Raw genomic sequence first — 24,172 nt, forward strand, 5'->3', positions numbered from 1 at the left:
CCCCATGGTTGCCCCGTCGCCCTTAAATGTGAGCTTTGAGTTCTTTCCGCCGAAGTCTGAAAAGATGGAAGCAGCACTCTGGCGTTCGATTGATCGGCTTGCTCCGTTGCAGCCAAAGTTCGTGTCGGTCACCTATGGAGCCGGTGGTTCGACCCGTGAGCGCACGCATAAGATGGTGGCGGCACTGAAAGCGAAAACAGCGCTTGATCCTGCGGCCCATCTCACCTGCGTTGGGGCCTCGCGTGGCGAAGTCGATGAGGTGGTCGACGGCTATCGCCAAGCAGGCATCAACCACATCGTAGCGCTGCGTGGCGATCCGCCCGATGGCGTTGGATCAGCCTATCGTGCCCACCCTGACGGATATCAGAACACTGCTGATTTGGTCGCTGCCATTCGCGGTCGCCATGCGATGGAAATCTCTGTTTCGGCGTATCCGGAGCGTCACCCGGAAAGCCCTGACTGGGAGACTGAGATCGATGTTTTGAAGCGCAAAGTGGATGCTGGTGCGACCCGAGCGATCACCCAGTTCTTCTTCGATAACACCGACTATTTCCGCTATCTTGATCGCGTGTCAGACGCCGGTATCACCATTCCAATTGTGCCGGGCATCGCCCCGATCCACTCGTTCAAGTCGATATCCCGCTTTGCCAAAAGCTGTGGCGCGCGCGTTCCATTGGCTGTAGCGAAGCGTTTTGAGGGGCTGGATGATGATCCCAAAACCCATGAACTGGTCGCGGCCACTGTGGCTGCTGAACAGGTGGAAGGGCTGCGTCGACACGGTATTAAAGACTTCCATTTCTACACCATGAACAAGGCCGATCTGGTGTTTGCGATCTGCCATTTGCTTGGCATGCGTCCGGCGAAAACGGTTCAAGAAGCGTCGGAAAATGACGCTGCAACAGCGGCTTAGGGCAAGGTTTTCGTCTTATGATTCTGAATCATCCGCGTCTTCAAGTTTTGAATCAGCTGAGCGCTGAGCGCATCCTTGTGCTCGACGGAGCGATGGGTACGCAGATCCAGGACCAGAAGTTTTCTGAGGCAAATTTTCGCGGTGAACGTTTTGCTGATTGGGAGCAAGACCTTCAAGGAAACAATGACCTTCTGATCCTTACCCAGCCTGATGCCATCCGCGATATTCACAAGGCCTATTTCAAGGCGGGGGCGGACATCGTTGAGACCAATACGTTCTCCTCGACCACCATCGCCCAGGCCGACTACGGCATGGAGAGCCTTGCTTATGAGTTGAACGAGCAGGGCGCGCGGCTGGCGCGCGAAGCTGCTGATCAAGTCATGGCTGATGAGCCGGGCAGAGAGTGTTTTGTGGCAGGTGCGTTGGGCCCAACCAACCGCACAGCCTCGATCTCGCCCGATGTGCAAAACCCTGGCTTCCGTGCGGTAACCTTCGATGATCTGCGTGAAGCCTATGGGGAGGCTGCCAGAGGCCTGATTGCTGGTGGCGCCGACATCCTGTTGGTCGAGACGATCTTCGATACGCTGAACGCCAAAGCAGCGCTGTTTGCCATTGATGAGGCTTTTGAAGAGATGGGCATACGCCTGCCCATCATGATCTCTGGCACGATCACTGACCTTTCCGGCCGTACTCTGTCCGGTCAGACGCCAAGTGCTTTCTGGTATGCGCTGCGCCACGCCAAACCGTTTTCAATCGGGCTCAACTGCGCGCTTGGCGCGAAAGAGATGCGGGCGCACATCGCCGAGCTTGCCAAAGTTTCTGACACGCTGGTCTGCGCCTATCCAAATGCGGGTCTGCCGAATGAGTTCGGGGCGTACGATGAGTTACCCGAAGCAACGGCTGGCATGCTTGAAGAGTTTGCGGAGGCTGGCCTGGTCAACATTGCTGGTGGCTGTTGTGGCACCACGCCTGACCACATTCGTGCCATCGCTAATGCGGTGAAAGGCAAGGCAACCCGTCAGGTGCCTGAGATTGAGCCGATGATGCGGCTTTCCGGCCTGGAGCCGTTCGAGCTGACCTCTGATATTCCGTTTGTGAATGTGGGCGAGCGGACCAACGTCACGGGATCAGCTAAGTTCCGCAAGCTTATTAAAAACAACGACTATCCAACCGCGCTTGATGTGGCCCGCGACCAGGTGGAAGCCGGCGCTCAGGTCATTGACGTCAACATGGATGAGGGGCTGCTCGATTCCGAGGAGGCGATGGTCACGTTCCTCAATCTGGTTGCCGCTGAACCGGATATCGCTCGTGTTCCCGTGATGGTCGATAGCTCCAAATGGTCGGTGATCGAAGCGGGTCTCAAATGCCTTCAAGGCAAGCCAATTGTGAACTCAATTTCCCTCAAAGAGGGCAAAGAGCAGTTCCTGGAGCAGGCGCGTCTATGCCGTCGTCATGGTGCCGCTGTTGTCGTGATGGCCTTTGATGAACAAGGCCAGGCCGATACCTATGCTCGTAAGGCTGAGATTTGCGAGCGCGCCTACCGCGTGTTGGTGGATGAGGTTGGCTTTCCGCCCGAAGACATCATTTTTGATCCCAACGTGTTTGCGGTTGCCACCGGCATTGAAGAGCATGCTGACTATGGCAATGATTTCATCAACGCCACCAAATTCATCCGCCAGAACCTGCCGCACGCCCATGTGTCGGGCGGGGTATCGAACCTTTCCTTCTCCTTCCGTGGCAATGAGCCTGTGCGCGAGGCAATGCACACAGTGTTCCTCTATCATGCGATCGCGCAAGGCATGGATATGGGTATCGTCAATGCCGGTCAGCTCGGCGTTTATGATGCGCTTAATCCGCGCCTCAAGGAACTTGCCGAAGATGTGGTGTTGAACCGCCGCGACGATGCGACGGAGCGGCTTGTTGATGCTGCCGAAGAATTCAAAGGCGGCGGTGCGAAGAAACGCGAGGTCGATCTTTCATGGCGCGAGAACCCGGTGCAGGAGCGGCTAAAACACGCGCTGGTCCACGGCATCACCGAGTTCATCACCGAGGATACTGAGGAGGCGCGCCAGTCGGTTGAGCGGCCGCTGCACGTCATCGAAGGTCCGCTGATGGATGGCATGAACGTGGTGGGTGACCTGTTCGGGTCCGGCAAGATGTTCCTGCCGCAGGTGGTGAAGTCCGCCCGCGTGATGAAACAGGCCGTTGGCTACCTGATGCCTTTCATGGAACGTGAAAAAGAGGAGATGGGCCTCACCGATGCGCCATCGGCTGGAAAGGTGCTGCTCGCCACTGTGAAGGGCGATGTGCACGATATTGGCAAGAACATTGTCGGCGTTGTCCTCGGTTGCAACAATTACGAGGTCGTGGACATGGGCGTTATGGTGCCCGGTCAACAGATACTCGACAAGGCCAAAGAGATCGGTGCGGATGTGATTGGGCTTTCGGGCCTGATCACACCGTCGCTCGATGAAATGGTGTCCGTTGCCTCCGAGATGGAACGTCAGGGCTTTGAGGTCCCGCTACTGATTGGTGGAGCGACGACGAGCCGCGTGCACACGGCGGTGAAGATTGATCCGGCCTATTCAGCAGGGCAGGCGGTTTATGTAACCGATGCCAGCCGCGCGGTCGGCGTTTGCCAAAAGGTGCTCGGCGACGACAAGGTGGCTTATTTCGATGATGTCTCGGCTGAGTATGCGCGCATTGCCGAAGGCCACGCACGGGCGCAGACGGCGAAAAAACGCCTGCCGATTGCGCAAGCTCGCGCCAAAGCCTTCCAACCAGACTTCGCCGCCACGCCGCCTGTGAAACCGAAGATGCTCGGTACCAAGGTGTTTGAGACCTACGATCTTCAAACCCTTGTGCCCTATATCGATTGGACGCCGTTTTTGGCGACTTGGGAAATTAAAGGTGTTTATCCAGCGGTGCTCGACCATCCCGAAGCCGGGCCAGTGGCACGTGAACTTCTGGACGATGCCAAGGTGATGCTGGATGACATCATCGGTTCTGGGCTAGTTTCCGCCAAGGCCGTGGTTGGCCTTTGGCCCGCCCAGCGGGATGGCGACGACGTGACTGTTTTTGCCGACGAAAGCCGCACGAAAACAGTGGGCACCTTCCATACGCTGCGTCAGCAGATCAGTCGCTCATCCGGTGATCGCGCCCAGGCGGCGCTGTCCGATTTCGTCGCACCAGAAGGTGACTATGTTGGCGGATTTGCTGTTACCGCTGGGCATGGTGAGGAAGACGCCATCAAAGCGCTGGCTGGTGATGATGACTACAAAAAGATCATGATCCAGGCGCTTTGCGATCGGCTGGCGGAGGCTTTTGCGGAGCATATGCATGAGCGCGTGCGCAAGGAGTTTTGGGGCTATGCCGCCGATGAGGCTCTGATGCCCGAGCAGCTGATCGGTGAAAAATATCACGGTATTCGCCCCGCGCCAGGCTATCCAGCACAGCCTGACCATACCGAGAAAGACACCCTGTTTCGGTTGCTTGATGCGGAGGCCACCACAGGCATTTCGCTGACCGAGAGCTTTGCCATGTGGCCCGGCTCGTCGGTCTCGGGGCTCTATTTTGGTCACCCGGAGAGCTACTATTTCGGAGTTGGCCAAGTGGAGCGCGATCAGGTTGAGGACTATGCGCGACGCAAGGGTTGGGATGTTGAAACGGCCGAAACGTGGCTGCGCCCTGTGCTTGCCTATGATCCAGCCGATATCCTCACCGAAGCTGCACAATAAGCCTCCTATTGTTCGCCGTTCGATGACAGCGCGTTTCCATTAATCGGTCTTTTACGATGAAAGGTTTCAGCGCACGCTCTCCTCAACACATCATCTGTTGAGGAACCGAACCCATGTCATCTGCAAACATCATTTTGAATGTCGTCGCCTCGCCTCGGGGCGAGGCCTCGGTTAGCCGTCAGCTCGCGGGCAAAGTCATTGATCGGCTGAGCGATGGCAGCACCCAGATCATCACCCGTGACGTCAGCGACGGCGTACCAGTCGTTGATGGCGCCTGGATTGGCGCGGCTCATGGTGGTGACGACAAGACGCCGCTCACCACGTCTGAGGAGTTGGTTGCCGAGGTGAAGGCGGCTGATCACATCGTGATCGCCACGCCGATCTGGAACTTTGGCGTTCCGGCAGCTCTGAAGGCCTGGGTCGATCAGATCGCGCGCGCCGGTGTTACGTTCAAGTACAGCGAAGCTGGGCCTGTTGGATTGCTGGAAGGCAAACGCGCAACCATCGTGATCTCGTCTGGTGGAACAGAGGCAGGATCAGAGATTGACTTTGCAACGCCCTATCTGAAGCACGTTCTTGGCTTTATCGGTGTTCATGACGTGGATCTGGTCGCTGCTGACCGTTTGATGGTGGATGCTGATGCATCAATGGCCAAGGCTGATGCTGCCATCAACGCTCTTGCAGCTTAGAGCACGTCCTAAAAGAAAAACGGCGCCTCTCGCGAAGCGCCGTTTCATGGTTGCGGATTGCTTTTGTTGTTTCCGCGAAAATGTTCAGACCGTGTCGACGACTGCCATACTCACTCAAGTCTTGGATCAAACCATCCCTAAAACGATGGCGCCGATGAAAACAAATGCTGCACCGACAATCACCAAGTTCAAAGCGCGTTGACCGTTCATAGGCTCGGGCCTCCCCTCTTTGTTTGGTAATGAAGACGCTAACCTGAAAAAAACGCCAGACGAAGAAAAATCGTCGCTGCATTGCACAAACGTCGTAAGTTCAATGCCTTAAGTGTGGATACTGCCTCAAAGCCAGTTTCAGGCGCGTCGCAATGTGGCCGTCATAAGGCCAGCACCAAGCAGCATCGTTCCACCAGCGCGGTTGGCCCATTTCAACGTGGATGGCCGTGTGATGCGATTGCGCAGATGCGCTGCAAACAGGGCGTAAAGCGCAGCGTTCACGACACCGAGCACCACGAAGGTTGTTCCCAAAAGTACAAGTTGTGGCACAGCTGGGGCCGCTGGATTGAGGAAATGCGGCAGGAACGCGATGAAGAAAGCGATTCCCTTGGGGTTCAGCGCCGTCACGATGGTCGTGTGCAGCGTCATTTTGCGCCCGGAGATTTCGGGTTGTTCGGTAAGGTCAAGCTTGGGCTGTGTGCGCCACATCTTGATACCGAGATAGATGAGATAGGCTGCGCCGACCCACTTAAGCACCGTAAAAGCCGTTGCCGAGGTGGCCATAACAGCTCCAAGCCCTGCCAGCGAAACGGTGACCGCGATGGCATCACCTGCTCCCACCCCGACAACCGTGGAAAGCGCAGCCCGCTTGCCTTGGCTTAACGCGTAAGAAATGACCAGCAGGATCGTCGGGCCAGGTACGGCAAGCACGACAAAGCAGGCGATGACATAAGAGAGATAGAGTTCGAGGGTCATGGGGTGCTCCTAGGTTGAAAGGAGCAATCCCGCGAAACGGTCCTGCGTCAAGCCGCTTCGTCATCTGTCACCCTCGGACTTGGTTCGAAGACTTCGCCTTCGGAGGCAACTTTCATCACCAACGAAATCGGTAGGGTTGGATGGCCGGGTCAAGCCCGGCCATGACGACCTTATGCAGGTGACCCATACCCGCCGCCTGTCGGCGTGGTGATGATAATGGCCTCATCGGGTTCAAGAACGGTTTGGTCGCAGCTGCGCAGGGTTTCAACCTTGTTCGAGTTGCGCCGCACTTCGGCTTTGCCAAGACGTCCAGGGTCGCCGCCGTCAACACCGGGAGGGGGTACGTGGCGATGGGAGGAGAGCACAGCGCAGTCCATCTGCTCGCGAAAACGGATGATGCGGCGGGTGCCGTCGCCAGCATTCCATTGCCCTTTGCCACCCGATCCGGGTTCGATGTGGAAATCCTCCAGCACCACCGGGAAACGCATTTCCAGGATTTCTGGATCGGTGAGGCGCGAGTTGGTCATGTGGGTGTGTACGCCGGACGTTCCGTTAAAGCCCGGCCCGGCAGGCGCCCCTGAGCAGATCGTCTCATAATACTGGTAGGTGGCGTTGCCAAAGGTGAGATTGTTCATCGTGCCTTGCGCAGCCGCGAGTGCCTTGGTGGCGCAGAACATGGCGTTGGTCACGTGCTGGCTGGTTTCCACGTTTCCAGCCACAACTGCTGCAGGGTACTCTGGGCGCAACATCGAGCCTTCGGGGATGATCAGGTTGATTGGCTTCAAGCAACCGGCATTCATCGGGATGGGCTGCTCAGTGAGCACGCGGAAAACATAAAGCACCGCCGCACGCGCCACCGGTTCCGGCGCATTGAAGTTGTTGGGTTGTTGCAGACTGGTGCCGGTGAAGTCGACCGTTGCTTCACGCTTCTCACGATCCACGGTGATCTTCACTTTGATCACAGCGCCTTGATCGGTTGGATACTCAATTTCAGCATCATCCAGACGTTCCAGAACACGCCGCACACTTTCCTCGGCATTGTCCTGCACATGGCCCATATAGGCCGAGACGACCTCCCAGCTGAACTGGGCGACCATCTTGCGCATTTCGTGCACGCCTTTTTCGTTGGCGGCGATCTGCGCCTTCAGGTCCCCAATGTTCTGGTCAGGATTGCGGCAAGGGTAGGGGTGATCAGTCAGGAGATTGCGCAGAGCGATTTCCTGGAAGATGCCCTGATCAACTACTTTGAAGTTGTCGAACAACACGCCTTCCTCTTCCACGCTTGTGGCAAGTGGTGTCATGGAGCCAGGAGCTGTGCCACCGACATCGGCATGGTGGCCGCGTGAGGCAACCCAGAAGATGATCTCGCGTTCGTCGGGGTCAAAGACCGGTGTGACCACTGTGATGTCAGGCAAGTGGGTGCCGCCATTGTAGGGCGCATTGAGCGCATACACGTCGCCCGGGCGCACCTTACCTTCGTTCTGGCGTATGATCGCTTCCACCGACCTGTCCATTGATCCCAAATGCACCGGCATATGGGGAGCATTGGCCACCAGTGCACCTGAGCGATCAAAGACTGCGCAGGAAAAGTCGAGCCGCTCTTTGATGTTCACCGAGGAGGAGGTTTTTTGCAGCGTTTCGCCCATCTGTTCGGCGATGGACATGAAGAGGTTGTTGAACACTTCCAACATGACGGGGTCAGCCTGCGTGCCGATGGCAAGATCGCGGGCCTTGGCCTCAACACGCTTCAGTACAAGATGGTCGCGTGCGGTGAGCTGCGCCTGCCAACCCGGTTCAATGACCACCGTCTGGTGATCTTCCACCAGAATGGCCGGACCGGAAATGGTTTGGCCACGAGCCACGTCGCGCCGCCGGACAATGGCAGCGTCGTGCCATTGGCCATCGGTGAAGATCCGGGTGCTCCCGTCGCGGGGCGCTGCGCCCTCAGTAGTGGCTTGAGCGGTCTCATCGCGACCGGCGGCGGTCCTATCGGCTCCTTGCAACTCGACACTCTCGATGATGATCGTGCGACCAGGATAAACAAAGCCGAACTGGGCTTTGTGTTCTGCCTCAAAGGCGGTGCGGATCACGGCCATATCGCGTGCCGAGAAATCCAAATCGATGGTTGTATCGGTGCCCTCATAGCGCAGGTGCAAGACCGGCTGGTGGGTGGTTTCGGTGACTCCCTGATCTTTCAACTCGTCGAGCACCTGTTTGGTCAGATCTTCGATCAGGGCATCCAGGGGCGATCGGCTTTCTTCAGCCAGCGGCTGCACGAATGCCTTGGTTCTTGAGGCGTAGATGCTGGCAAGGCCCATGCCATAGGCAGACAGCAGACCAGAAAACGGATGAAGGTGCACGGTGGTCATGCCGAGTGTGTCGGCAATGGCGCAGGCGTGTTGACCGCCAGCGCCACCGAAGCTGACCAGGGCATATTGGGTCACGTCGTAGCCGCGCTGAACAGAGATCGTTTTGATGGCGTTGGCCATATTCTGAACGGCGATTTTCAAGAAGCCATCAGCGATCTCTTCAGGTTTTTTGCCATCACCGACTTCGGCGGCCATATCTTCAAAGCTTTTGCGTACGGCATCGGCATCGAGCGGTTGATCCTGATTGGGACCAAAAATCGAAGGGAAGAAGGCGGGCTGCAACTTGCCAACCATGACGTTGGCATCGGTCACGGCAAGCGGCCCACCACGACGATAGCAGGCCGGGCCGGGGTTGGCCCCAGCGGAGTCAGGGCCAACCTGAAAGCGGCCGTCCTTGTAATGCAGAATAGAACCACCACCGGCTGCTACTGTGTGGATGCGCATCATCGGGGCACGGATGCGCACACCAGCGACTTCAGTGTCGAACGCGCGCTCGTAGGTGCCGTTGAAATGACTGACATCGGTGGAGGTGCCGCCCATGTCGAAACCGATGATCTTGTCGAAGCCGGCCATTTGCGCGGTCTGCACAGCGCCGACCACACCACCGGCTGGGCCGGAGAGGATGGCGTCTTTGCCCTCAAACATGTCGGCGGCGGTCAGTCCGCCCGAAGACATCATGAACATCAACCGACAACCGGTCCCTTCAACGCCAAGTTCTTCGGCCACCTGGTTCACATAGCGCTTGAGGATGGGCGAAAGGTAGGCGTCCACCACCGTCGTGTCGCCACGCCCCACCAGTTTCACCAGAGGAGACGCTTCATGGCTGACGGACACTTGAGGGATGGTGCCTCGGGCGCGTGCTTGCTCGGCGATACGCTTTTCGTGCTCGGGATAGGCGTAGGCATGCATCAGCGTGATGGCCAAAGCTTTGAAACCCTTGGCTTCAACAGCATCCAGCGCCGCATCAATCGCGGCATCGGTGATGGCGGTTTCAACCGTGCCGTCGGCGAGCACGCGCTCATCGATCTCTATGACCAGATCGTAGAGTTGCTCAGGCAAGATGATGTTTTTGGCAAAGATGTCCGGGCGCGCTTGATAGCCCAGGCGCAGCGCATCACGAAACCCTTTGGTGATGATCAGTGCGGTTGGCTCGCCCTTACGTTCCAAAAGGGCGTTGGTCGCGACTGTGGTCCCCATTTTGACGGCAGCGATCTGATCCGCAGGAACGCGCTCGCCGGTCTTCACGCCAAGGAAGCGCCGAATGCCTTCCACCGCCGCGTCGCGATAGGCCTCAGGGTTTTCCGACAGCAACTTTTTGGTCAGCAGCTCGCCTGAGGGTGTTCGCGCGACGATGTCGGTGAAAGTGCCGCCCCGATCGATCCAGAAGTCCCAAAGGCCTTTGTTGGCGTTGGATTCAGCAGGTGTCGCGCTGGCCATAGGGTGTCTCCGATCGGCGGCAGTAATTCGTCACTTATAAATTGTTGACAAATTGTCATCGTCGCGTCAACCTCTCCTTACGCCGCGATAGTCAGCGGTGCGCTGACCGGGCCAAACACAATGGCTGGAGGCGTTGTCAAACTGTGAGAGGGGAAACTCATGACTGGATTGAAAACACTTGCGCTTGCTGGCGCCATGTCCTTTGGAGCGGTGTCTTTTGCGGCTACGGGCGCATTCGCGCAAACCGCTTGGGACATGCCAACGCCTTATGGTGACAGCATCTTCCATACCGCCAACATCATGGAATTTGCCGATGATGTGCGTGAGGCGACCGATGGATCGCTTGATATCACCGTGCACTCAGCCGGGTCGCTTTTCGGCCACCCCGAAATCAAAGACGCTGTGCGTCGCCAGTTGGCACCTATTGGTGAGGTTCTGATCTCTCGGCTTTCAAACGAAAACCCACTCTACGGCGTGGATTCCATTCCGTTCCTCGCCACCAGCTATGATGAAGCGCGCGCTTTGTGGGAAGCGTCCGAGCCTGCGATCGCAGCCCTGCTGGAAGAAGAAGGCTTGAAGCTTCTGTTCGCTGTGCCTTGGCCACCGCAGGGCATTTACGCTGGAGAAGAAGTGACGGATGCTGCGCAAATGGATGGCGTGCGTTTCCGTGCCTACAACGCGGCCACTGAGCGTCTTGCCACCCTGATGGGGGCTGTTCCTACCCAGGTTGAAGCCGGTGACATTCCAACCGCTTTCTCAACCGGTCGCGTGGACGCCATGATCACATCGCCTTCCACCGGTGTTGCATCGCAGGCCTGGGACTTCGTGTCGGTCTATCATGACACGCGTGCTTGGCTGCCAAAGAACATGGTGATTGTGAACATGTCTGCCTTTGAGGCGCTTTCCGCTGATGAGCAGGCTGCTTTGATGGCTGCAGCTGATGAAGCAGAAGCGCGTGGTTGGGCGATGTCGGAGGAAGAAACTGGCTCCAAAACCGATACGTTGGCCGAGAACGGTATGGGCGTTGTCGAACCCTCTGCAACGCTTGCTGCCCAGCTTGGTGAGATTGGCGAGACGATGACCAACGAATGGTTGGAAAGTGCGGGCGAGGCCGGTCAAGCTGTCATCGACGCTTACCGTATGTAATCCTCCTTGAGATTGGGCGGGGTGCCAACCAACAGGCGCTCCGCCCTTTTTCCTTCCATACTTTTCCATTCCTGCGTCACCAGAGGGGTTTTGTGATGCGTGCGATATTGGACGGGCTCTATAGAGCTTCATCGGCTGCGGCTGCCGTTTGCCTCTGCGTGATTGCTGGGCTTGTGCTGGTTCAAGTGTTCGGCCGCATCTTGGACGCAGCGCTTCGCGCGCTTGATATGCCGATTGCCGGCATCACCGTGCCATCGCTCAATGAGATTGCAGGTTTTCTCTTTGTCGCAGCCACGTTCTTGGCGCTCGCCGCCACGCTGCGCAAAGCTGATCACATCCGCGTATCCATGCTTATCAAAGCGGTGCCGCTGAGCGTGCGCAGGGTTTTGGAGGCGCTGGTCTTGTTGATTGGGTCGGCCATTGCTGCCTACGCTGCCTATCACGCGGTGCTTCAGGTGGTTGATTCCATCCAGTTCAGCACAGTGTCTTTTGGTGTGATCGCAATCCCGCTTTGGATTCCACAATCGGCGTTGGCTGCTGGCTTGGTCGTTTTTGCGATTTCCATGATCGATGAGCTGACAACCGTTCTCACCTCCGGCGTGCCCACCTATCAGGCTCATGAAGAGGCCAAATCAGAGATGCTGCAGAAGCCGGTGATTACACCGGAAGACGCCGAGCGGGGAGCAAGCTGATGGGCATTGAAACACTCGCCATCGTGCTCGGGCTCGCCATGTTGGCAGCTTTGGCTCTTGGTCTTTGGGTCTCGCTGGCGCTCACTGCCGTGGCCGTGCTTGGCATTGTGATTGCCACCAGCGTGCCGGTTGGCACGGTTTTGGCCACCACGTTCTGGGGTAAGCTGAACTCTTGGGAGCTGACGGCGCTACCCATGTTCATCTGGATGGGAGAGATTCTTTTCCGCTCCAAGCTGTCGGAAGACATGTTCGCCGGGCTTGCACCTTGGATGCGCGGGCTGCCGGGGCGTTTGCTGCACGTCAATATTCTGGGCTGCACGATATTTGCCGCGGTCTCTGGATCGTCGGCCGCAACGACAGCCACCATCGGGCGTATGGCACTGCCGGAGCTTTCGCAGCGCGGCTATGATCCTCGTATCGCCATCGGTACGCTAGCAGGATCAGGCACTCTCGGGCTTCTCATTCCTCCATCCATCATTCTCATCGTCTATGGCGCAGCGACGGAGCAAAGCATCGCCCGGCTTTTCATCGCAGGCGTGTTGCCAGGCATCATGCTTGCCGTGCTGTTTATGGGTTTCACAGCCATCTGGGCGATCCTGAACCGCGACAAGATGCCAGCTCACGAGCCGGCCATCCCGCTGCGTGAGCGTTTGGCGGCCACTGGTCGCCTGATTCCGATCATCTTGCTGATTGTGGCTGTCATTGGCTCCATCTATGCAGGCCTTGCTTCACCGACGGAGGCTGCCGCTGTTGGCGTGTTCTGCGCGCTTTTCCTGTCCTGGGTCTCGGGCACGCTGTCCAAAGAAAGCTTCACCGAGGCGCTGCTTGGCGCGACGCGCACAAGCTGCATGATCGCTTTCATCTTGGCGGGGGCGGCCTTTTTGACCGTGGCCATGGGATACACACGCATCCCACGCGAATTGGCGGCTTGGATCGGTGTGTTGGACCTGTCGCCCTATGCCTTGCTTGCAGCCTTGACGCTGTTTTTCATTGTTCTGGGCTGCTTTTTGGACGGTATATCCATCGTTGTGCTCACCACCAGCATCATCTTGCCGATGGTTCAGGCGGCGGGGATTGATCCGATATGGTTCGGCATCTTTTTGGTACTCGTGGTGGAAATGAGCCAGATCACACCTCCGGTGGGGTTCAATCTGTTCGTTATTCAGGGCATGACGGGGCGCAATATTTTCCAGGTCGCGCTTTATGCCCTGCCGTTCTTCGGCCTTTTGGTGCTTGGCACAGTGCTCTTGGTAGTTTTTCCGGAGATTGCACTATGGCTGCCCGAAACGATGCTGTCGAACCGCTAGACGGGGAGCAAGAGGGTGCGGGGCCAACCGTTGGCCCCGTTGTTTCCTCTGCGCACCTTGCCAAATCCTCATTGCCTGCTCAGTCGGAGTTTGAGTTTGCGCTGACCATGACGGTGAACGCGTTTCACCGCTGGATGACGCGCTGTATGACAGCAGCTGGCGAGGAGGGCTTGTCACCGCTGGAAGTGCTGGTGGTGCACCTGGTGAACCATCGCGACCGACCGAAAACACTTGCAGATATCTGCCTTGTTCTGAACATCGAAGACACCCATTTGGTGTCCTACGCCGTGAAGAAGCTGGCCGAGCGTGGGCTGGTGGAAAGCGGGCGCAAGGGCAAGGAAAAGACCGTGGCGATCACTGAGAAAGGCACCGCTGTTTGCGAGCGCTATGGCGAGCTGCGTGAGGCGCTGTTTATCGAGTCGGTCAAAGCGCTCAACATTGATGGTAAGGACATTTCCAATCTTGCTGCGATGATGCGTGCCTTGTCTGGGTCCTATGATCAGGCGGCGCGCGCTGCCGCAGCGATGTAAAGCTTATGAGCCTTTGGTCTTCCCTCACATCTTTGATTGGTTCCGCTGCCAGCGGCGCCGGGGCGGTTCTTGGCACCCTTGTCGACAGTCTGCGCAGTTTGGTGGGCGATGAGGACCAGCGCCGCCAGGTGGCTTTCACTGTGGCGATGATCGGTCTGTCGGCGAAAATGGCCAAGGCCGATGGCGTTGTGACCAATGATGAGATTGAGGCGTTTCGCGATCTGGTCGAGTTTCCCCAAAACGAGTCAGAAAATGTCGCGCGGCTCTACAATCTGGCCAAACAGGATGTGGCTGGCTTTGATGCCTATGCGCGCAAGATCGCAGGCTTGTTTGAGGGCGAGCATGCCATCTTAGAAGACATTCTGGACGGCCTGTTCCATATCGCGATGGCGGATGGTGTGCTGCACGATCGTGAAGCTGCTTATTTGGAGATCGTCGCGGGCGAGTTCGGCATGGACGATGTAGAGTATCGCCGCGTCCGCGCACGCCATGTGTTTGAGGGCGAATTGGACCCTTATGTGGTGCTTGGAGTCGATTCTGACCTTACCTACGAGGATGTTCGCCGCATTTATCGGAAACTGGTTGCCGAGAACCACCCTGATCGGTTGGTTGCGCGTGGCGTGCCGCCTGAATTTGTGAAAATCGCGTCCGACCGATTGGCTGCTATCAACGCCGCCTTCGATCAGATTGAACTTCGCAACAGGCCGCCCCAGGGTGGAGCAGGGGTAGCCTCATGAGTAGCGTCTACCCGATCATCGATAGCACCGTTCCATCCCCCAACTTTGATAGTCGTGATGGCGCGCCGGTCGATATCTTGCTTTTGCACTACACTGGCATGCCTGATGATGACGCCGCTGTGCGCTGGCTGGCCGATCCACGCTCCAAAGTCTCTTGCCACTATGTGATCCATGAGGATGGCCGCATCGTTCAGATGGTGGATGAGGCTGAGCGGGCTTGGCATGCGGGGCAGGGGTCTTGGAAAGGCGTTTCGGATATCAATGCCCGTTCTATCGGCATTGAGATCTGTAATCCTGGCCATGAACATGGCTATCGAGCCTTTCCCAAGGCACAGATCACCAGTCTGATTGCGCTCGCCAAACCCTTGATCGGCCATCACGGGATCGCTCGCGAGCACGTGCTTGCGCACTCCGACATTGCACCGGAGCGCAAAGAGGATCCCGGCGAATTGTTCCCTTGGGACGAGCTGCACGCCCATGGTGTTGGCCATTATGTGCCGCCCGCGCCGATCCAAGATGGCCGGTTCATGGCTGTTGGCGATGCTGGTGAGGCGGTTGGCGCGCTGCAATCTATGCTGAAACTCTATGGGTATGGTTTGCAGCCCACGGGGCAGTTTGACCTGCAAACGGAGCTGGTGGTGAAGGCTTTTCAGCGACACTTTCGCCCGGATCGGATTGACGGTGTGGCCGATAGTTCCACCGTTTCAACCTTGCATCAGCTGTTGAGCAGCCTTATCGGCTAGAGCCCGGACACATCATTACCGCGCAGAGACCGCCAAAAAGGCCCCTTGTTCCTTGAGTTTACTCACCGAAAACATCCGCTGGGTGCAATCAATAACGCTGGAAGGTGAACGCCTGACCGCTGATGATGTGGTCGTGCGGCGCGATATGCTGGCTGGTGCGCGTATCGACACGCTTGGTGTGCGTGTCTCGTTCATCATCGTATTGGCGCTCTTTGTGATCAACGTGGTGGCGAGTATCGGCGCGTTCTTGGAAACGCTGCAATTCTTTCAGCCCGACTACACCGTCTTTGCGCTCTCTTTGTTGCCACTGTTGGTGCTTGGATTTGCGTCTTATCGACTGCGTCCACGGCAGCATTTCACCGTTTTGCTTCGCGATGGTTCAGCGCTGGGCGTGCTGTCGCGCGATGGCAACTTTTTGACGCGCTGCTTGGAAGCCTTTGAACGGCTTTGGGCCGACCCCATGCGTGCCAAATCCTCCCTCTATCTGCATGCAGCGCATCGCTCGGTGGACTTTGGTCCGCCTGCTGGCGGTATCGATGTTCTGGCGAACACACCTGATGAGGGTCCGATGGCGCTGGAACTGCCTGTGTTTGGCGATGATGACGAAGGCCCTGAGGCTGATCCAGCTAAGACCGACAGCCCACCTGATCTGCCTGACGTTCCGGTCGAAGATGACGCTGCTGAACCGCCGTCAACGGAAACAGTCGTGCCGCCTCTGCCTCCCTTATCGCTGAGCGACGGTGAGGCGGATAAGGAAGAGGAACCAGAAGAGCCGATAACACAGGTTTCGGCTGCTCTTGAAGCCGATGAGCCGCGCGATGACACCGCCGATGACGATGAGACCGAATTGCCGCCGGTGCCGTCTTTTGCCGATGACGACGAGGAAGAACCCTCAACCTCGAGTGATGAACAGCCGGAAGGCGAAGCAGACGAGGCATCTTCGGATGACGCTGAGGCGGAGCTTCCAGATGACGCCGAAGAGGAACCAGATCGACAACCTTTTGGCGATCATGTTGGTGTGCCTGGTGCGGCATTTGTCGATGTACGCCCCAAGGTGGAAGCTTTGGTGCGTTTGTTGCGTGAACGGGCGCCGGCCCAGGGGATCAGTGATGCTGTTGATGTGCTGGAGCTGATGACGCGGCGCGGCTGCGACACCCCGGTGGAAGTACGCGCATTGGCGCGGTCGGTTGAGTTGTTGCGCGAGCGCATGACGGCCTATCCAACAGCGGTTGAGTTGCTCGACGCTGTTGCTGCCGCAGGCCACTTGAAAAACCATCCAGCCCTCAATTGATGATGGCGCACTGCGCTACGCAGTTGACCGCCACCTGCGTTGCGTGCGAGGCCACCCATGCCAGTTGGCCGGGCAGCCGCCGGTGCGTAGGGCGACTTACGTTCGGGAGGAAAGTCCGGGCTCCATGGAGACACGATGCCGGGTAACGCCCGGCGAGGGCGACCTTAGGGAAAGTGCCACAGAGAGCAGACCGCCTCGACCTTTTGGTCGGGGTCAGGGTGAAAGGGTGGGGTAAGAGCCCACCGCGCGGGCGGCAACGCAAGCGGCATGGCAAACCCCATCGGGAGCAAGACCAAATAGGAACGCCGTGCCAGGCTTGCCTGGTAGCTTCGTCTTCAGGTGAGGTGTTCGGGTTGGTTGCTAGAGGTTGGCCGCAAGGTCTGCCCTAGAGGAATGGCTGCCCCACAATTCTTTTAGAATTGGCGGACAGAACCCGGCTTACAGGCCGACTGGCGCCCAACCACACACGTATGCCGCTGCCTACGCGGTCTCATTGCCTGCGGTGGGTCAGTTTTTTCCACCTTCCTCCACACACTTTTCCACACTGCCGGGTGGAGATATCGCTTGTGCCCCGCATCAGACTCCGCACGTCTTTTCAGACGGTTGGCTGCAGAAACCGCATGTTAAGTTTAATAGGTTTTAAACAGCACACGTGTTTCATCAGCGTGCGCCCGCAATGTTTTGTGAAGTCATTTCCCATTGTGACCCATTAAATCCCATGATAGCCCATTGGATGAGATGGAGCGCTACCCCATGCGAGAAGACCACGGGCGCCGTAAGGGAAAGTAACCATCTGTCTTTGCTGACCCCGCAACCTGCCGCGAGTTCTGATGCACGCTTTCGTGTCCACCATCGAGATGAAGACGGATGCAAAAGGGCGCGTGAGCATCCCCAAACCCTTCCGCGATGTTTTGAAAGCCGATGGCTTCGAGGGCCTTTACTGCATTCCAAGTCCGGATGGTCAGTCACTCGATGCGGGCGGCAAGCGTCTCTTTGCCATGTTCGAGGAGAAATTGGCCGCGCTCGATCCGACCTCGTTCGACTACGATCTTCTGGCAACGGCTTTCTTCGGCGAAAGCGAAGTTCTCTCGCTCGACAAGGAAGGTCGTATTGTTCTGCCTCAACGTTTGAAAGACGTGGCGGGCATCGACAGCCAGATCATTTTTGTTGGCAAGGGCCACAAGTTTCAAATCTGGTCACCAGAGCGCTATCAGGCCTACCGGGCACAAGCGGTGAGCGCCGCACGGCGGGTGCTGTGGGGCGATCAGGCATCCGTACAGACGGTGCCGCAACCATGAGTTCTGCTGAGAGCCTTGCACCGCGTCATATCCCGGTGTTGCTGAACGAGGTCATCGATGTTGTGCAGCCCCTCAATGGCGCGCTTGTTGTCGATGGCACCTTTGGTGCTGGCGGCTACACGCGCGGATTTCTAGGCGCAGGCGCGCGCGTTGTCGCCTTTGATCGCGACCCTGATGCCATCACTGCTGGCCAAGACTTGGTTGCTGAGTATGGCGAAGCGCTGACCCTTGTCGAAGCGCCGTTTTCGTTGATGCGCGAAGAGCTTGACGCACGCGGCATCGATGGCGTTGACGCGGTTGTTTTGGATATTGGTGTCTCCAGCATGCAGTTGGATGAGGCCCATCGTGGTTTTGCCTTTCGCCATGACGGCCCGCTCGATATGCGGATGGATCAAAACGGCCCAACAGCGGCGGACATCGTCAACACATGGTCTGAAGCTGATCTTGCTGATCTTTTCTTCACCTATGGCGAAGAACGGCGCTCTCGCGCGATCGCACGCTTCATCTGCGAAGTGCGTGAAGAATGGCCGATCAAGACAACGCGCGGCCTGGCAACACTGATCGAAAAGCTGATGCCTGTGCGTAAACGTGGACCGGGGCCAGTTATCCATCCAGCAACGCGGGTGTTTCAGGCGCTGCGTATTGCCGTCAATGACGAGTTGGGTGAGCTGGTTGGCGCTTTGCAAGCTGGCGAGCAAGTTCTCAAGCCTGGTGGCCGGATGGCCATTGTTACCTTTCATTCCTTGGAAGACCGCATCGTCAAACGGTTCTTTGCCGATGCTGCCAAGACTGCGCGCGGGTCACGCCATCAACCTGATGTGGCGCTGGAACCGGCCCGCTTTGACCCCATTACTCGGCGCCCCATTGTGCCAGGCGATGAAGAAATGGCGGGCAATCCACGGGCACGCTCTGCCAAATTGCGTGCAGCCCGACGCACCGACGCAGCCGCACGTCAGGACGATGTCCTTGATGATGCTTCGGCACGGGCGCTTGGCCTGCCCCTATTGAAACGCGCGAGTGGTTCGCGGCCTGCCAAGCAGGGGGCTGGTCATGCGCGTGGTTGATATTGTGTGCCTTGCCGCAGCCATTGGCGGCGCGGCCTATGTTTACAATGTGAAGCACGAGGCTGAGTTGGCCCACGATGAACGCCGCGGTCTTGAGCGCGAGATTGGCGCGCTCTCGCGCGATGTTGGTCTCTTGGAAGCCGACCTAGCAGCTCTGGAACAACCGTCACGGTTGCAGGCTGTCGTGTCTGACCTTCCAGACGTTTTCGACTTGGAGCCAATCACATCAGCTCATTATGTTCGCTTGGCTGACATTCCGTTTCGAAGCGACTTGATCGTTGAGGAAGAAGCGCAGGATGGCGAAGACGCTATCGCTGGTGATCAGGACGACGCGATCGCCATCAATGCTCCAGGCCAGATTGATTTGCTTTTGCAGGTTCTCAATGCCGGTTCGGCTGAGCCGCAAGCTGCACCAGTTGCGCCTTCCGAACCCGCTGATGGCATCGGTGCCCTGCTTGAAAATGTAACGGGGGAGAGCACGCCGTGACGTATGTTCCACCGTTCGCCGATCACACCAATGGCCGTGCAAGCCATGTTCGGCAGGATGATGTTTCGTCTTGGCTGCGCAAAGCGCGTGGATTGCTGGGATCTGGGACGGCAGCGGTACACGATGATCAGCCCGACGATGCACCGATCCATCTGGATGGGCAGGGCAAAACCCTTTCCGATGCGACGCGTTCACGGTTGGTGATGTTCGCAGTTGGTCTGGCCTTGGTTTACGCGGTGATTGGGGTGCGCTTGGTCGACCTGGCGCTTGATACGCCCAGCGCTGGGGTGCGAGCTCCCACGCCGCAGGAACAGATTGCCGCGCATCGACCCGATATTGTCGATCGAAACGGTGTATTGATGGCAACGGATGTGCCCGCTACGGCGGTCTACGCCGACCCATCTGTTTTGGTGGATGTGGACGACGCGGTGGATCGACTTGCCGTCGTGATGCCAGATCTGCAGCGTGATAGTTTACGCCAGCGCCTCGACAACAACTCTCGGTTTGAGTGGATCGCCCGCGATCTAACGCCAGCGGAGCGTGATCTGCTTATGGGCCAGGGCATTCCAGGTGTTGGGTTCCTGGAAGAGGCGCGCCGTTTCTACCCGTCCGGTCGTTTGGCCGCGCATGTTTTGGGTGCCGTCAATGTTGATCACGAAGGCCTGGAGGGCATTGAGCGTTATCTCGACAATGGCCCGCTGGCTGAGTTGGAAGCGCTCGGGTTTTTAGATCGCGCCAATCCTGATTTTGCGCCGCAGGCGTTGTCACTTGACGTTCGTGTCCAACATGTGGTGCGCGATGTTTTGGTGCAGGCGCTGGAAACATACCAAGCCATGGCCGCGACGGCTGCCGTGATGGACGTGCGCACCGGTGAAATTCTTTCTCTGGTATCGCTCCCTGATTTTGATCCCAACACCCGCGAGGGGTTGGGCGAAGAAGCGGCCCTTAACCGCGCAACAGGTGGTGTGTTTGAGCTTGGCTCTGTGTTCAAAGTTTTCACGATTGCCGCTGGTTTGGACTCTGGCGCGATCACCATGGACAGCCAGCATGACGCGCGCCGTCCGATCCGCATAGGATCCTCCACGATCAACGATTTCCACGCGCGCCGTGCGATCCTTTCCACGTCTGAGGTTTTCACCTCATCGTCCAACATAGGCACGATTCGCATCGCAGAGGCGATGGGTGTCCCGACCCAGCGTGCCTATTATGACCGGCTTGGTTTGTTGTCCCGTATGGATTTGGAGTTGCCGGGTGTTGCCTCGCCCTTCTTCCCGCGCGGGGAATGGTCGCGCCTTTCAGCGGCGACGATCTCTTTTGGTCACGGCCTCACCACAACCCCGCTTCAGTTGTTGGCGGCCACCTCTGCCAGTGTGAATGGTGGTGTTTATGTAGCACCGACGTTCTTGCCGCGCGATGAAGAGCAGGCGATGCGCGGGGCACACCAGGTTCTTTCCGGCCAAACCAGTGCGCAGATGCGCGAACTGTTCCGCGCCAATGTCGATCACGGGTCGGGGCGACGGGCTGCTGTGGACGGGCTTGATGTCGGCGGCAAGACCGGCACGGCTGAGAAGATTGTTGACGGTGTGTATTCTGGCGACCATCGCCTGAACAGTTTTGTTTCCGCCTTTCCCATGTACGACCCGCAATACGCGATGATTGTGGTGATCGATGAACCTCAACCAGCCGAGGGACAGCGAAGTGCTACGGCTGGTTTGAACGCCGCACCGATGACGCGGCAGATCATTGAGCGTATTGCACCGATCCTCGGCGTCGTCCCGCGCGTTGACGTCACCTCACAGTAGGCGTGACGCGCCGGGCAAAAACCCTTATGGCAGGGGCCTTGTGTTCACTAAGCGGAATCGTTGCCATCCATGACCGTTGCCCATTCGCTGTCTGATCTGATTGATCCAACCGTTCGATTGGTGTCCGGCAACCCGGATCAGTCCATCAAAGGCTTGGCTCTGGATAGCCGCAAAGTGCAGCCTGGCTTTGTTTTTGCCGCCCTTGGCGGTGCGGTGCGGCATGGCAAGGACTTTGTCGATCAGGCAATCATCGATGGCGCTACGACCATATTGCTCGATGACGGTGTTGATGTCGCGTTACCGGATGGCGTGATCGAGCTTCGCGCGCCCGATGCACGTCGCTCTTTCGCGCTGATGGCAGCCAGATTTTTTGCGCCGCAGCCCAAGGTAATGGTTGCTGTCACGGGGACGTCGGGCAAAACATCAGTTGCAGCCTTTGTGCGCCAGATTTTTCAGGCGCTTGGTCATGAAGCGGCTGCGATGGGCACACTTGGCATCACGCGTGGAGATGGCGCTGAAGCTGGCGCACTTACAACGCCCGACTCGGTGTCCTTGCACCAAGCGCTCACGGCACTTGCTGATGATGGCGTGACCCACATGGCGATGGAAGCATCATCTCATGGTCTTGAGCAGCGCCGCTTGGATGGTGTGGTGTTAAAAGCAGCCGCGTTCACCAATCTTGGCCGTGATCACCTGGACTACCACCCGACCATGGAAGATTATTTCCAGGCCAAATTGCGGCTCTTCGACCCTTTGTTGCCAGAAGGGGCGGGCGCGGTTGTTTGGATGGATGGCTCTTATGGTGAGCGCATGGCCGATCTTGCGCGTCAGCGCGGCCACCAGGTTCTGTTGGCTGGCATGGGCCAGGGCGATATTGCTGTTGAGACGGTTAAACCCTCAGGCTACGCACAGACCGTTGGCTGCACCTATTTGGGCGAAAACCGCACCGTAGAGCTTCCGCTTCCTGGGCTTTTTCAAGTCGCCAATGCGATGGTGGCGGCAGGTCTTGCGATCCAAGCTGGCTGCGATGCAGATGCCGTCTTTGATGCCTTAGCAGGTTTGAAAGGCGCGCGCGGGCGTCTTGAGTATATCGGCACCACCAAGCGCGGCGGCAAAGCCTTTGTTGATTACGCCCACAAGCCTGGTGCCGTGGAAGAAGCCTTAAAAGCGCTGCGCCCCTTTTCCAATGGCAAGGTTGTTATCGTGGTCGGTGCGGGTGGTGATCGCGACAAGGGCAAACGTCCTATGATGGGTGAAGCTGCCTCACGTTATGGCGATGCGGTGATCATCACCGACGACAATCCACGCACCGAAGACCCGGCTACCATTCGTCAGGCCGTGATGGCCGGCGCTGGCGATGATGCCATGGAGATTGGTGACCGCCACGATGCGATTGCCGCCGGGTTGGCCATGCTTGAGGAGGGCGACATCCTTTTGGTTGCGGGCAAAGGCCATGAAACCGGCCAAGAGATTCATGGGGTTAAACACCCGTTCTCTGATCATGACGTTATCCGCGAACTGTTGGACGAGGGTGCCTAAACGTGAAGCAGTCTCTCTGGACCGTTGATGAGATTGTTTCGGCAACTGGTGGATCGGTGCGTGGCAAGCCCGGAGATGCGTCCGGCATCTCCATCGACAGCCGGACCGTCGAGCCAGGTGATCTGTTCATTGCCATCAAAGGCGATCAGTTTGATGGGCACGCTTTTGTTGATGCCGCCCTTGAGGCCGGGGCTGCTGCGGCTCTGGTATCAGCGGATCAAGCTGATGCTTTAAAGGTGCCAAAGGCCGGTCTGATCGTTGTCGATGACAGCTATGATGGGCTTTATGATTTGGCGCGCGCGGCCCGCGCCCGCGCTGCCGGAACGATGCTGGCAATCACCGGGTCGGTTGGCAAAACATCGACCAAAGAAACGTTCCGCTTGATCCTCTCAGCTTTCGGCAAGACACATGCGCCTGTCAAAAGCTTCAACAACCACTGGGGTGTCCCGCTGACGTTGTGCCGAATGCCGCGCGACACCGACTATGGTGTGTTTGAGATTGGTATGAACCATTCAGGCGAGATCACGCCGCTGTCGAAACTGGTTCAGCCTCATGTGGCGATGATCACCACTGTTGCGCCGGTTCATCTGGAGAACCTTGGAAGTTTGGACGCTATCGCTGCCGCCAAAGCAGAGATTTTCGACGGCCTCTTGGAAGGCGGCACGGCCGTGGTTCACGGCGATATCGATCACTCCGATTTCTTAAAGGAACGGGCCATCGCCTCTGGTGCTGGTAAGGTGATGACCTTTGGGCATGGCGCGGGCAGCGATGCGGAACTGATGCAGGTGGCATTGCTACCTGATTGTTCGACGGTAGAAGCGAAAATCTCCTATAAAACAATGACCTACAAGGTGGGTGCTCCTGGCGAGCATCTGGTCGTCAACTCGCTGGGTGTTTTGGCCGTGTGCTCAGCGCTGGGCCTTGATCTGGCCAAAGCTGGTATGGCGCTTGCCAATATGGAGCAACCCGACGGGCGAGGGCGCAAGCATGTGATCGACACGCCCGGCGATGCGATCACGCTGCTGGACGAAAGCTACAATGCCAATCCGGCCTCGGTGAAAGCCGCGCTCAAAGTGCTCTCTCGCTTGCCCACCGGTCAACGCGGAAGGCGGATCGCTGTGCTTGGCGATATGCTGGAACTGGGCGACGAAGCCTCTGCGATGCATGGCGCTCTGGTCTATGACCTTACTGCTCTGGGGGTAGATAAGGTCTATGCGTGCGGTCCTTTGATGAAGGCGCTTTGGCGCGTTCTCCCGATGGAGAAGCGAGGCGCCTATGCCGAAAGCTCTGATGGATTGCGTGATCCTTTGCTCAGTGATCTTGCGCCAGGTGACGCAGTGATGATCAAAGGCTCGCTGGGCAGCAAGATGGGCCCCTTGGTGGAACTCATTCTTCAACGCTACAAAGACCGTGAACGGTAAGGACGCG

The 24,172-nt window shown here is 57.8% G+C and carries 18 protein-coding genes and 1 other RNA gene; 17 read left to right on the forward strand and 2 right to left on the reverse strand.

Going from position 1 to position 24,172, the window contains the following annotated elements:
• Nucleotides 1-4: 4 nt before the first annotated feature.
• From metF to ABWH92_RS10920, 3 genes are all read left to right on the forward strand, one after another.
• On the forward strand, nt 5-910 hold the full coding sequence (gene metF / locus ABWH92_RS10910) for a methylenetetrahydrofolate reductase [NAD(P)H] (RefSeq protein WP_375568257.1): 906 nt from the start codon (nt 5-7) through the stop codon (nt 908-910).
• Between the two features lie 17 nt (nt 911-927).
• On the forward strand, nt 928-4,647 hold the full coding sequence (gene metH / locus ABWH92_RS10915; protein ID WP_375568259.1) for a methionine synthase: 3,720 nt from the start codon (nt 928-930) through the stop codon (nt 4,645-4,647).
• Nucleotides 4,648-4,760: 113 nt separating this feature from the next.
• The gene (locus ABWH92_RS10920) at nt 4,761-5,336 is read left to right on the forward strand and encodes an FMN-dependent NADH-azoreductase (protein WP_375568260.1); all 576 of its coding nucleotides are present in this window, start codon (nt 4,761-4,763) and stop codon (nt 5,334-5,336) included.
• A 348-nt stretch (nt 5,337-5,684) separates the two neighbouring features.
• On the opposite strand, the gene ABWH92_RS10925 is transcribed toward ABWH92_RS10920, so the two are convergent.
• Both ABWH92_RS10925 and ABWH92_RS10930 read right to left on the reverse strand, forming a co-directional pair.
• Nucleotides 5,685-6,302, reverse strand: coding sequence for a LysE family translocator (locus ABWH92_RS10925; protein ID WP_375568262.1), 618 nt, complete (start codon nt 6,300-6,302; stop codon nt 5,685-5,687).
• A gap of 170 nt (nt 6,303-6,472) precedes the next feature.
• A complete protein-coding gene (locus ABWH92_RS10930) occupies nt 6,473-10,108 on the reverse strand; it encodes a hydantoinase B/oxoprolinase family protein (protein ID WP_375568264.1) in 3,636 nt (1,211 codons plus the stop codon).
• Between the two features lie 159 nt (nt 10,109-10,267).
• Between ABWH92_RS10930 and ABWH92_RS10935 the strand changes: the two genes are divergently transcribed.
• The 14 genes from ABWH92_RS10935 (at nt 10,268) to ABWH92_RS11000 (ending at nt 24,165) form a co-directional block, all read left to right on the forward strand.
• Nucleotides 10,268-11,254, forward strand: a complete 987-nt coding sequence (locus tag ABWH92_RS10935) for a TRAP transporter substrate-binding protein (protein ID WP_375568266.1) — start codon at nt 10,268-10,270, stop codon at nt 11,252-11,254.
• 95 nt (nt 11,255-11,349) lie between these two features.
• A complete protein-coding gene (locus ABWH92_RS10940; protein ID WP_375568267.1) occupies nt 11,350-11,946 on the forward strand; it encodes a TRAP transporter small permease in 597 nt (198 codons plus the stop codon).
• Nucleotides 11,946-13,253: a TRAP transporter large permease gene (locus tag ABWH92_RS10945; RefSeq protein WP_375568269.1), complete on the forward strand. Its 1,308-nt coding sequence runs from the start codon at nt 11,946-11,948 to the stop codon at nt 13,251-13,253. Before ABWH92_RS10940 ends, ABWH92_RS10945 begins: the two co-directional genes overlap by 1 nt.
• Nucleotides 13,220-13,783 carry a winged helix DNA-binding protein gene (locus tag ABWH92_RS10950; RefSeq protein WP_375568271.1) on the forward strand — a complete coding sequence of 188 codons (564 nt, stop codon included), beginning with the start codon at nt 13,220-13,222 and terminating at the stop codon, nt 13,781-13,783. The genes ABWH92_RS10945 and ABWH92_RS10950 overlap by 34 nt, the downstream gene beginning before the upstream one ends.
• 5 nt (nt 13,784-13,788) lie before the next feature.
• Nucleotides 13,789-14,520, forward strand: a complete 732-nt coding sequence (locus tag ABWH92_RS10955; protein WP_375568273.1) for a TerB family tellurite resistance protein — start codon at nt 13,789-13,791, stop codon at nt 14,518-14,520.
• Nucleotides 14,517-15,263: an N-acetylmuramoyl-L-alanine amidase gene (locus ABWH92_RS10960; protein ID WP_375568275.1), complete on the forward strand. Its 747-nt coding sequence runs from the start codon at nt 14,517-14,519 to the stop codon at nt 15,261-15,263. Before ABWH92_RS10955 ends, ABWH92_RS10960 begins: the two co-directional genes overlap by 4 nt.
• Before the next feature lie 52 nt (nt 15,264-15,315).
• Nucleotides 15,316-16,554 carry a hypothetical protein gene (locus ABWH92_RS10965; protein ID WP_375568277.1) on the forward strand — a complete coding sequence of 413 codons (1,239 nt, stop codon included), beginning with the start codon at nt 15,316-15,318 and terminating at the stop codon, nt 16,552-16,554.
• Between the two features lie 60 nt (nt 16,555-16,614).
• An RNA gene (gene rnpB / locus ABWH92_RS10970) (RNase P RNA component class A) lies at nt 16,615-17,011 on the forward strand.
• Between the two features lie 373 nt (nt 17,012-17,384).
• Nucleotides 17,385-17,852 carry a division/cell wall cluster transcriptional repressor MraZ gene (locus ABWH92_RS10975; RefSeq protein WP_375568279.1) on the forward strand — a complete coding sequence of 156 codons (468 nt, stop codon included), beginning with the start codon at nt 17,385-17,387 and terminating at the stop codon, nt 17,850-17,852.
• A complete protein-coding gene (gene rsmH / locus ABWH92_RS10980; RefSeq protein ID WP_375568281.1) occupies nt 17,849-18,916 on the forward strand; it encodes a 16S rRNA (cytosine(1402)-N(4))-methyltransferase RsmH in 1,068 nt (355 codons plus the stop codon). The genes ABWH92_RS10975 and rsmH overlap by 4 nt, the downstream gene beginning before the upstream one ends.
• Nucleotides 18,903-19,403 (forward strand): hypothetical protein, encoded by a 501-nt coding sequence (locus ABWH92_RS10985; RefSeq protein ID WP_375568282.1) that lies wholly within the window; start codon nt 18,903-18,905, stop codon nt 19,401-19,403. The genes rsmH and ABWH92_RS10985 overlap by 14 nt, the downstream gene beginning before the upstream one ends.
• Nucleotides 19,400-21,205, forward strand: a complete 1,806-nt coding sequence (locus tag ABWH92_RS10990) for a peptidoglycan D,D-transpeptidase FtsI family protein (protein WP_375568284.1) — start codon at nt 19,400-19,402, stop codon at nt 21,203-21,205. Before ABWH92_RS10985 ends, ABWH92_RS10990 begins: the two co-directional genes overlap by 4 nt.
• Before the next feature lie 69 nt (nt 21,206-21,274).
• Nucleotides 21,275-22,744 carry a UDP-N-acetylmuramoyl-L-alanyl-D-glutamate--2,6-diaminopimelate ligase gene (locus ABWH92_RS10995; protein WP_375568286.1) on the forward strand — a complete coding sequence of 490 codons (1,470 nt, stop codon included), beginning with the start codon at nt 21,275-21,277 and terminating at the stop codon, nt 22,742-22,744.
• Between the two features lie 2 nt (nt 22,745-22,746).
• Complete coding sequence (locus ABWH92_RS11000) at nt 22,747-24,165, forward strand: UDP-N-acetylmuramoylalanyl-D-glutamyl-2,6-diaminopimelate--D-alanyl-D-alanine ligase (RefSeq protein ID WP_375568288.1); 1,419 nt, start codon at nt 22,747-22,749, stop codon at nt 24,163-24,165.
• The last annotated feature ends 7 nt before the right edge of the window (nt 24,166-24,172 follow it).

This window comes from Ahrensia marina (genome assembly GCF_042140245.1).
Taxonomy (GTDB): domain Bacteria; phylum Pseudomonadota; class Alphaproteobacteria; order Rhizobiales; family MH13; genus MH13.

Coding starts and splice junctions, on each gene's coding strand:
- metF (WP_375568257.1), top strand. CDS start 5: ATGGTTGCCCCGTCGCCCTTAAATGTGAGCTTTGAGTTCTTTCCGCCG.
- metH (WP_375568259.1), top strand. CDS start 928: ATGATTCTGAATCATCCGCGTCTTCAAGTTTTGAATCAGCTGAGCGCT.
- ABWH92_RS10920 (WP_375568260.1), top strand. CDS start 4,761: ATGTCATCTGCAAACATCATTTTGAATGTCGTCGCCTCGCCTCGGGGC.
- ABWH92_RS10925 (WP_375568262.1), bottom strand. CDS start 6,302: ATGACCCTCGAACTCTATCTCTCTTATGTCATCGCCTGCTTTGTCGTG.
- ABWH92_RS10930 (WP_375568264.1), bottom strand. CDS start 10,108: ATGGCCAGCGCGACACCTGCTGAATCCAACGCCAACAAAGGCCTTTGG.
- ABWH92_RS10935 (WP_375568266.1), top strand. CDS start 10,268: ATGACTGGATTGAAAACACTTGCGCTTGCTGGCGCCATGTCCTTTGGA.
- ABWH92_RS10940 (WP_375568267.1), top strand. CDS start 11,350: ATGCGTGCGATATTGGACGGGCTCTATAGAGCTTCATCGGCTGCGGCT.
- ABWH92_RS10945 (WP_375568269.1), top strand. CDS start 11,946: ATGGGCATTGAAACACTCGCCATCGTGCTCGGGCTCGCCATGTTGGCA.
- ABWH92_RS10950 (WP_375568271.1), top strand. CDS start 13,220: ATGGCTGCCCGAAACGATGCTGTCGAACCGCTAGACGGGGAGCAAGAG.
- ABWH92_RS10955 (WP_375568273.1), top strand. CDS start 13,789: ATGAGCCTTTGGTCTTCCCTCACATCTTTGATTGGTTCCGCTGCCAGC.
- ABWH92_RS10960 (WP_375568275.1), top strand. CDS start 14,517: ATGAGTAGCGTCTACCCGATCATCGATAGCACCGTTCCATCCCCCAAC.
- ABWH92_RS10975 (WP_375568279.1), top strand. CDS start 17,385: ATGCACGCTTTCGTGTCCACCATCGAGATGAAGACGGATGCAAAAGGG.
- rsmH (WP_375568281.1), top strand. CDS start 17,849: ATGAGTTCTGCTGAGAGCCTTGCACCGCGTCATATCCCGGTGTTGCTG.
- ABWH92_RS10985 (WP_375568282.1), top strand. CDS start 18,903: ATGCGCGTGGTTGATATTGTGTGCCTTGCCGCAGCCATTGGCGGCGCG.
- ABWH92_RS10995 (WP_375568286.1), top strand. CDS start 21,275: ATGACCGTTGCCCATTCGCTGTCTGATCTGATTGATCCAACCGTTCGA.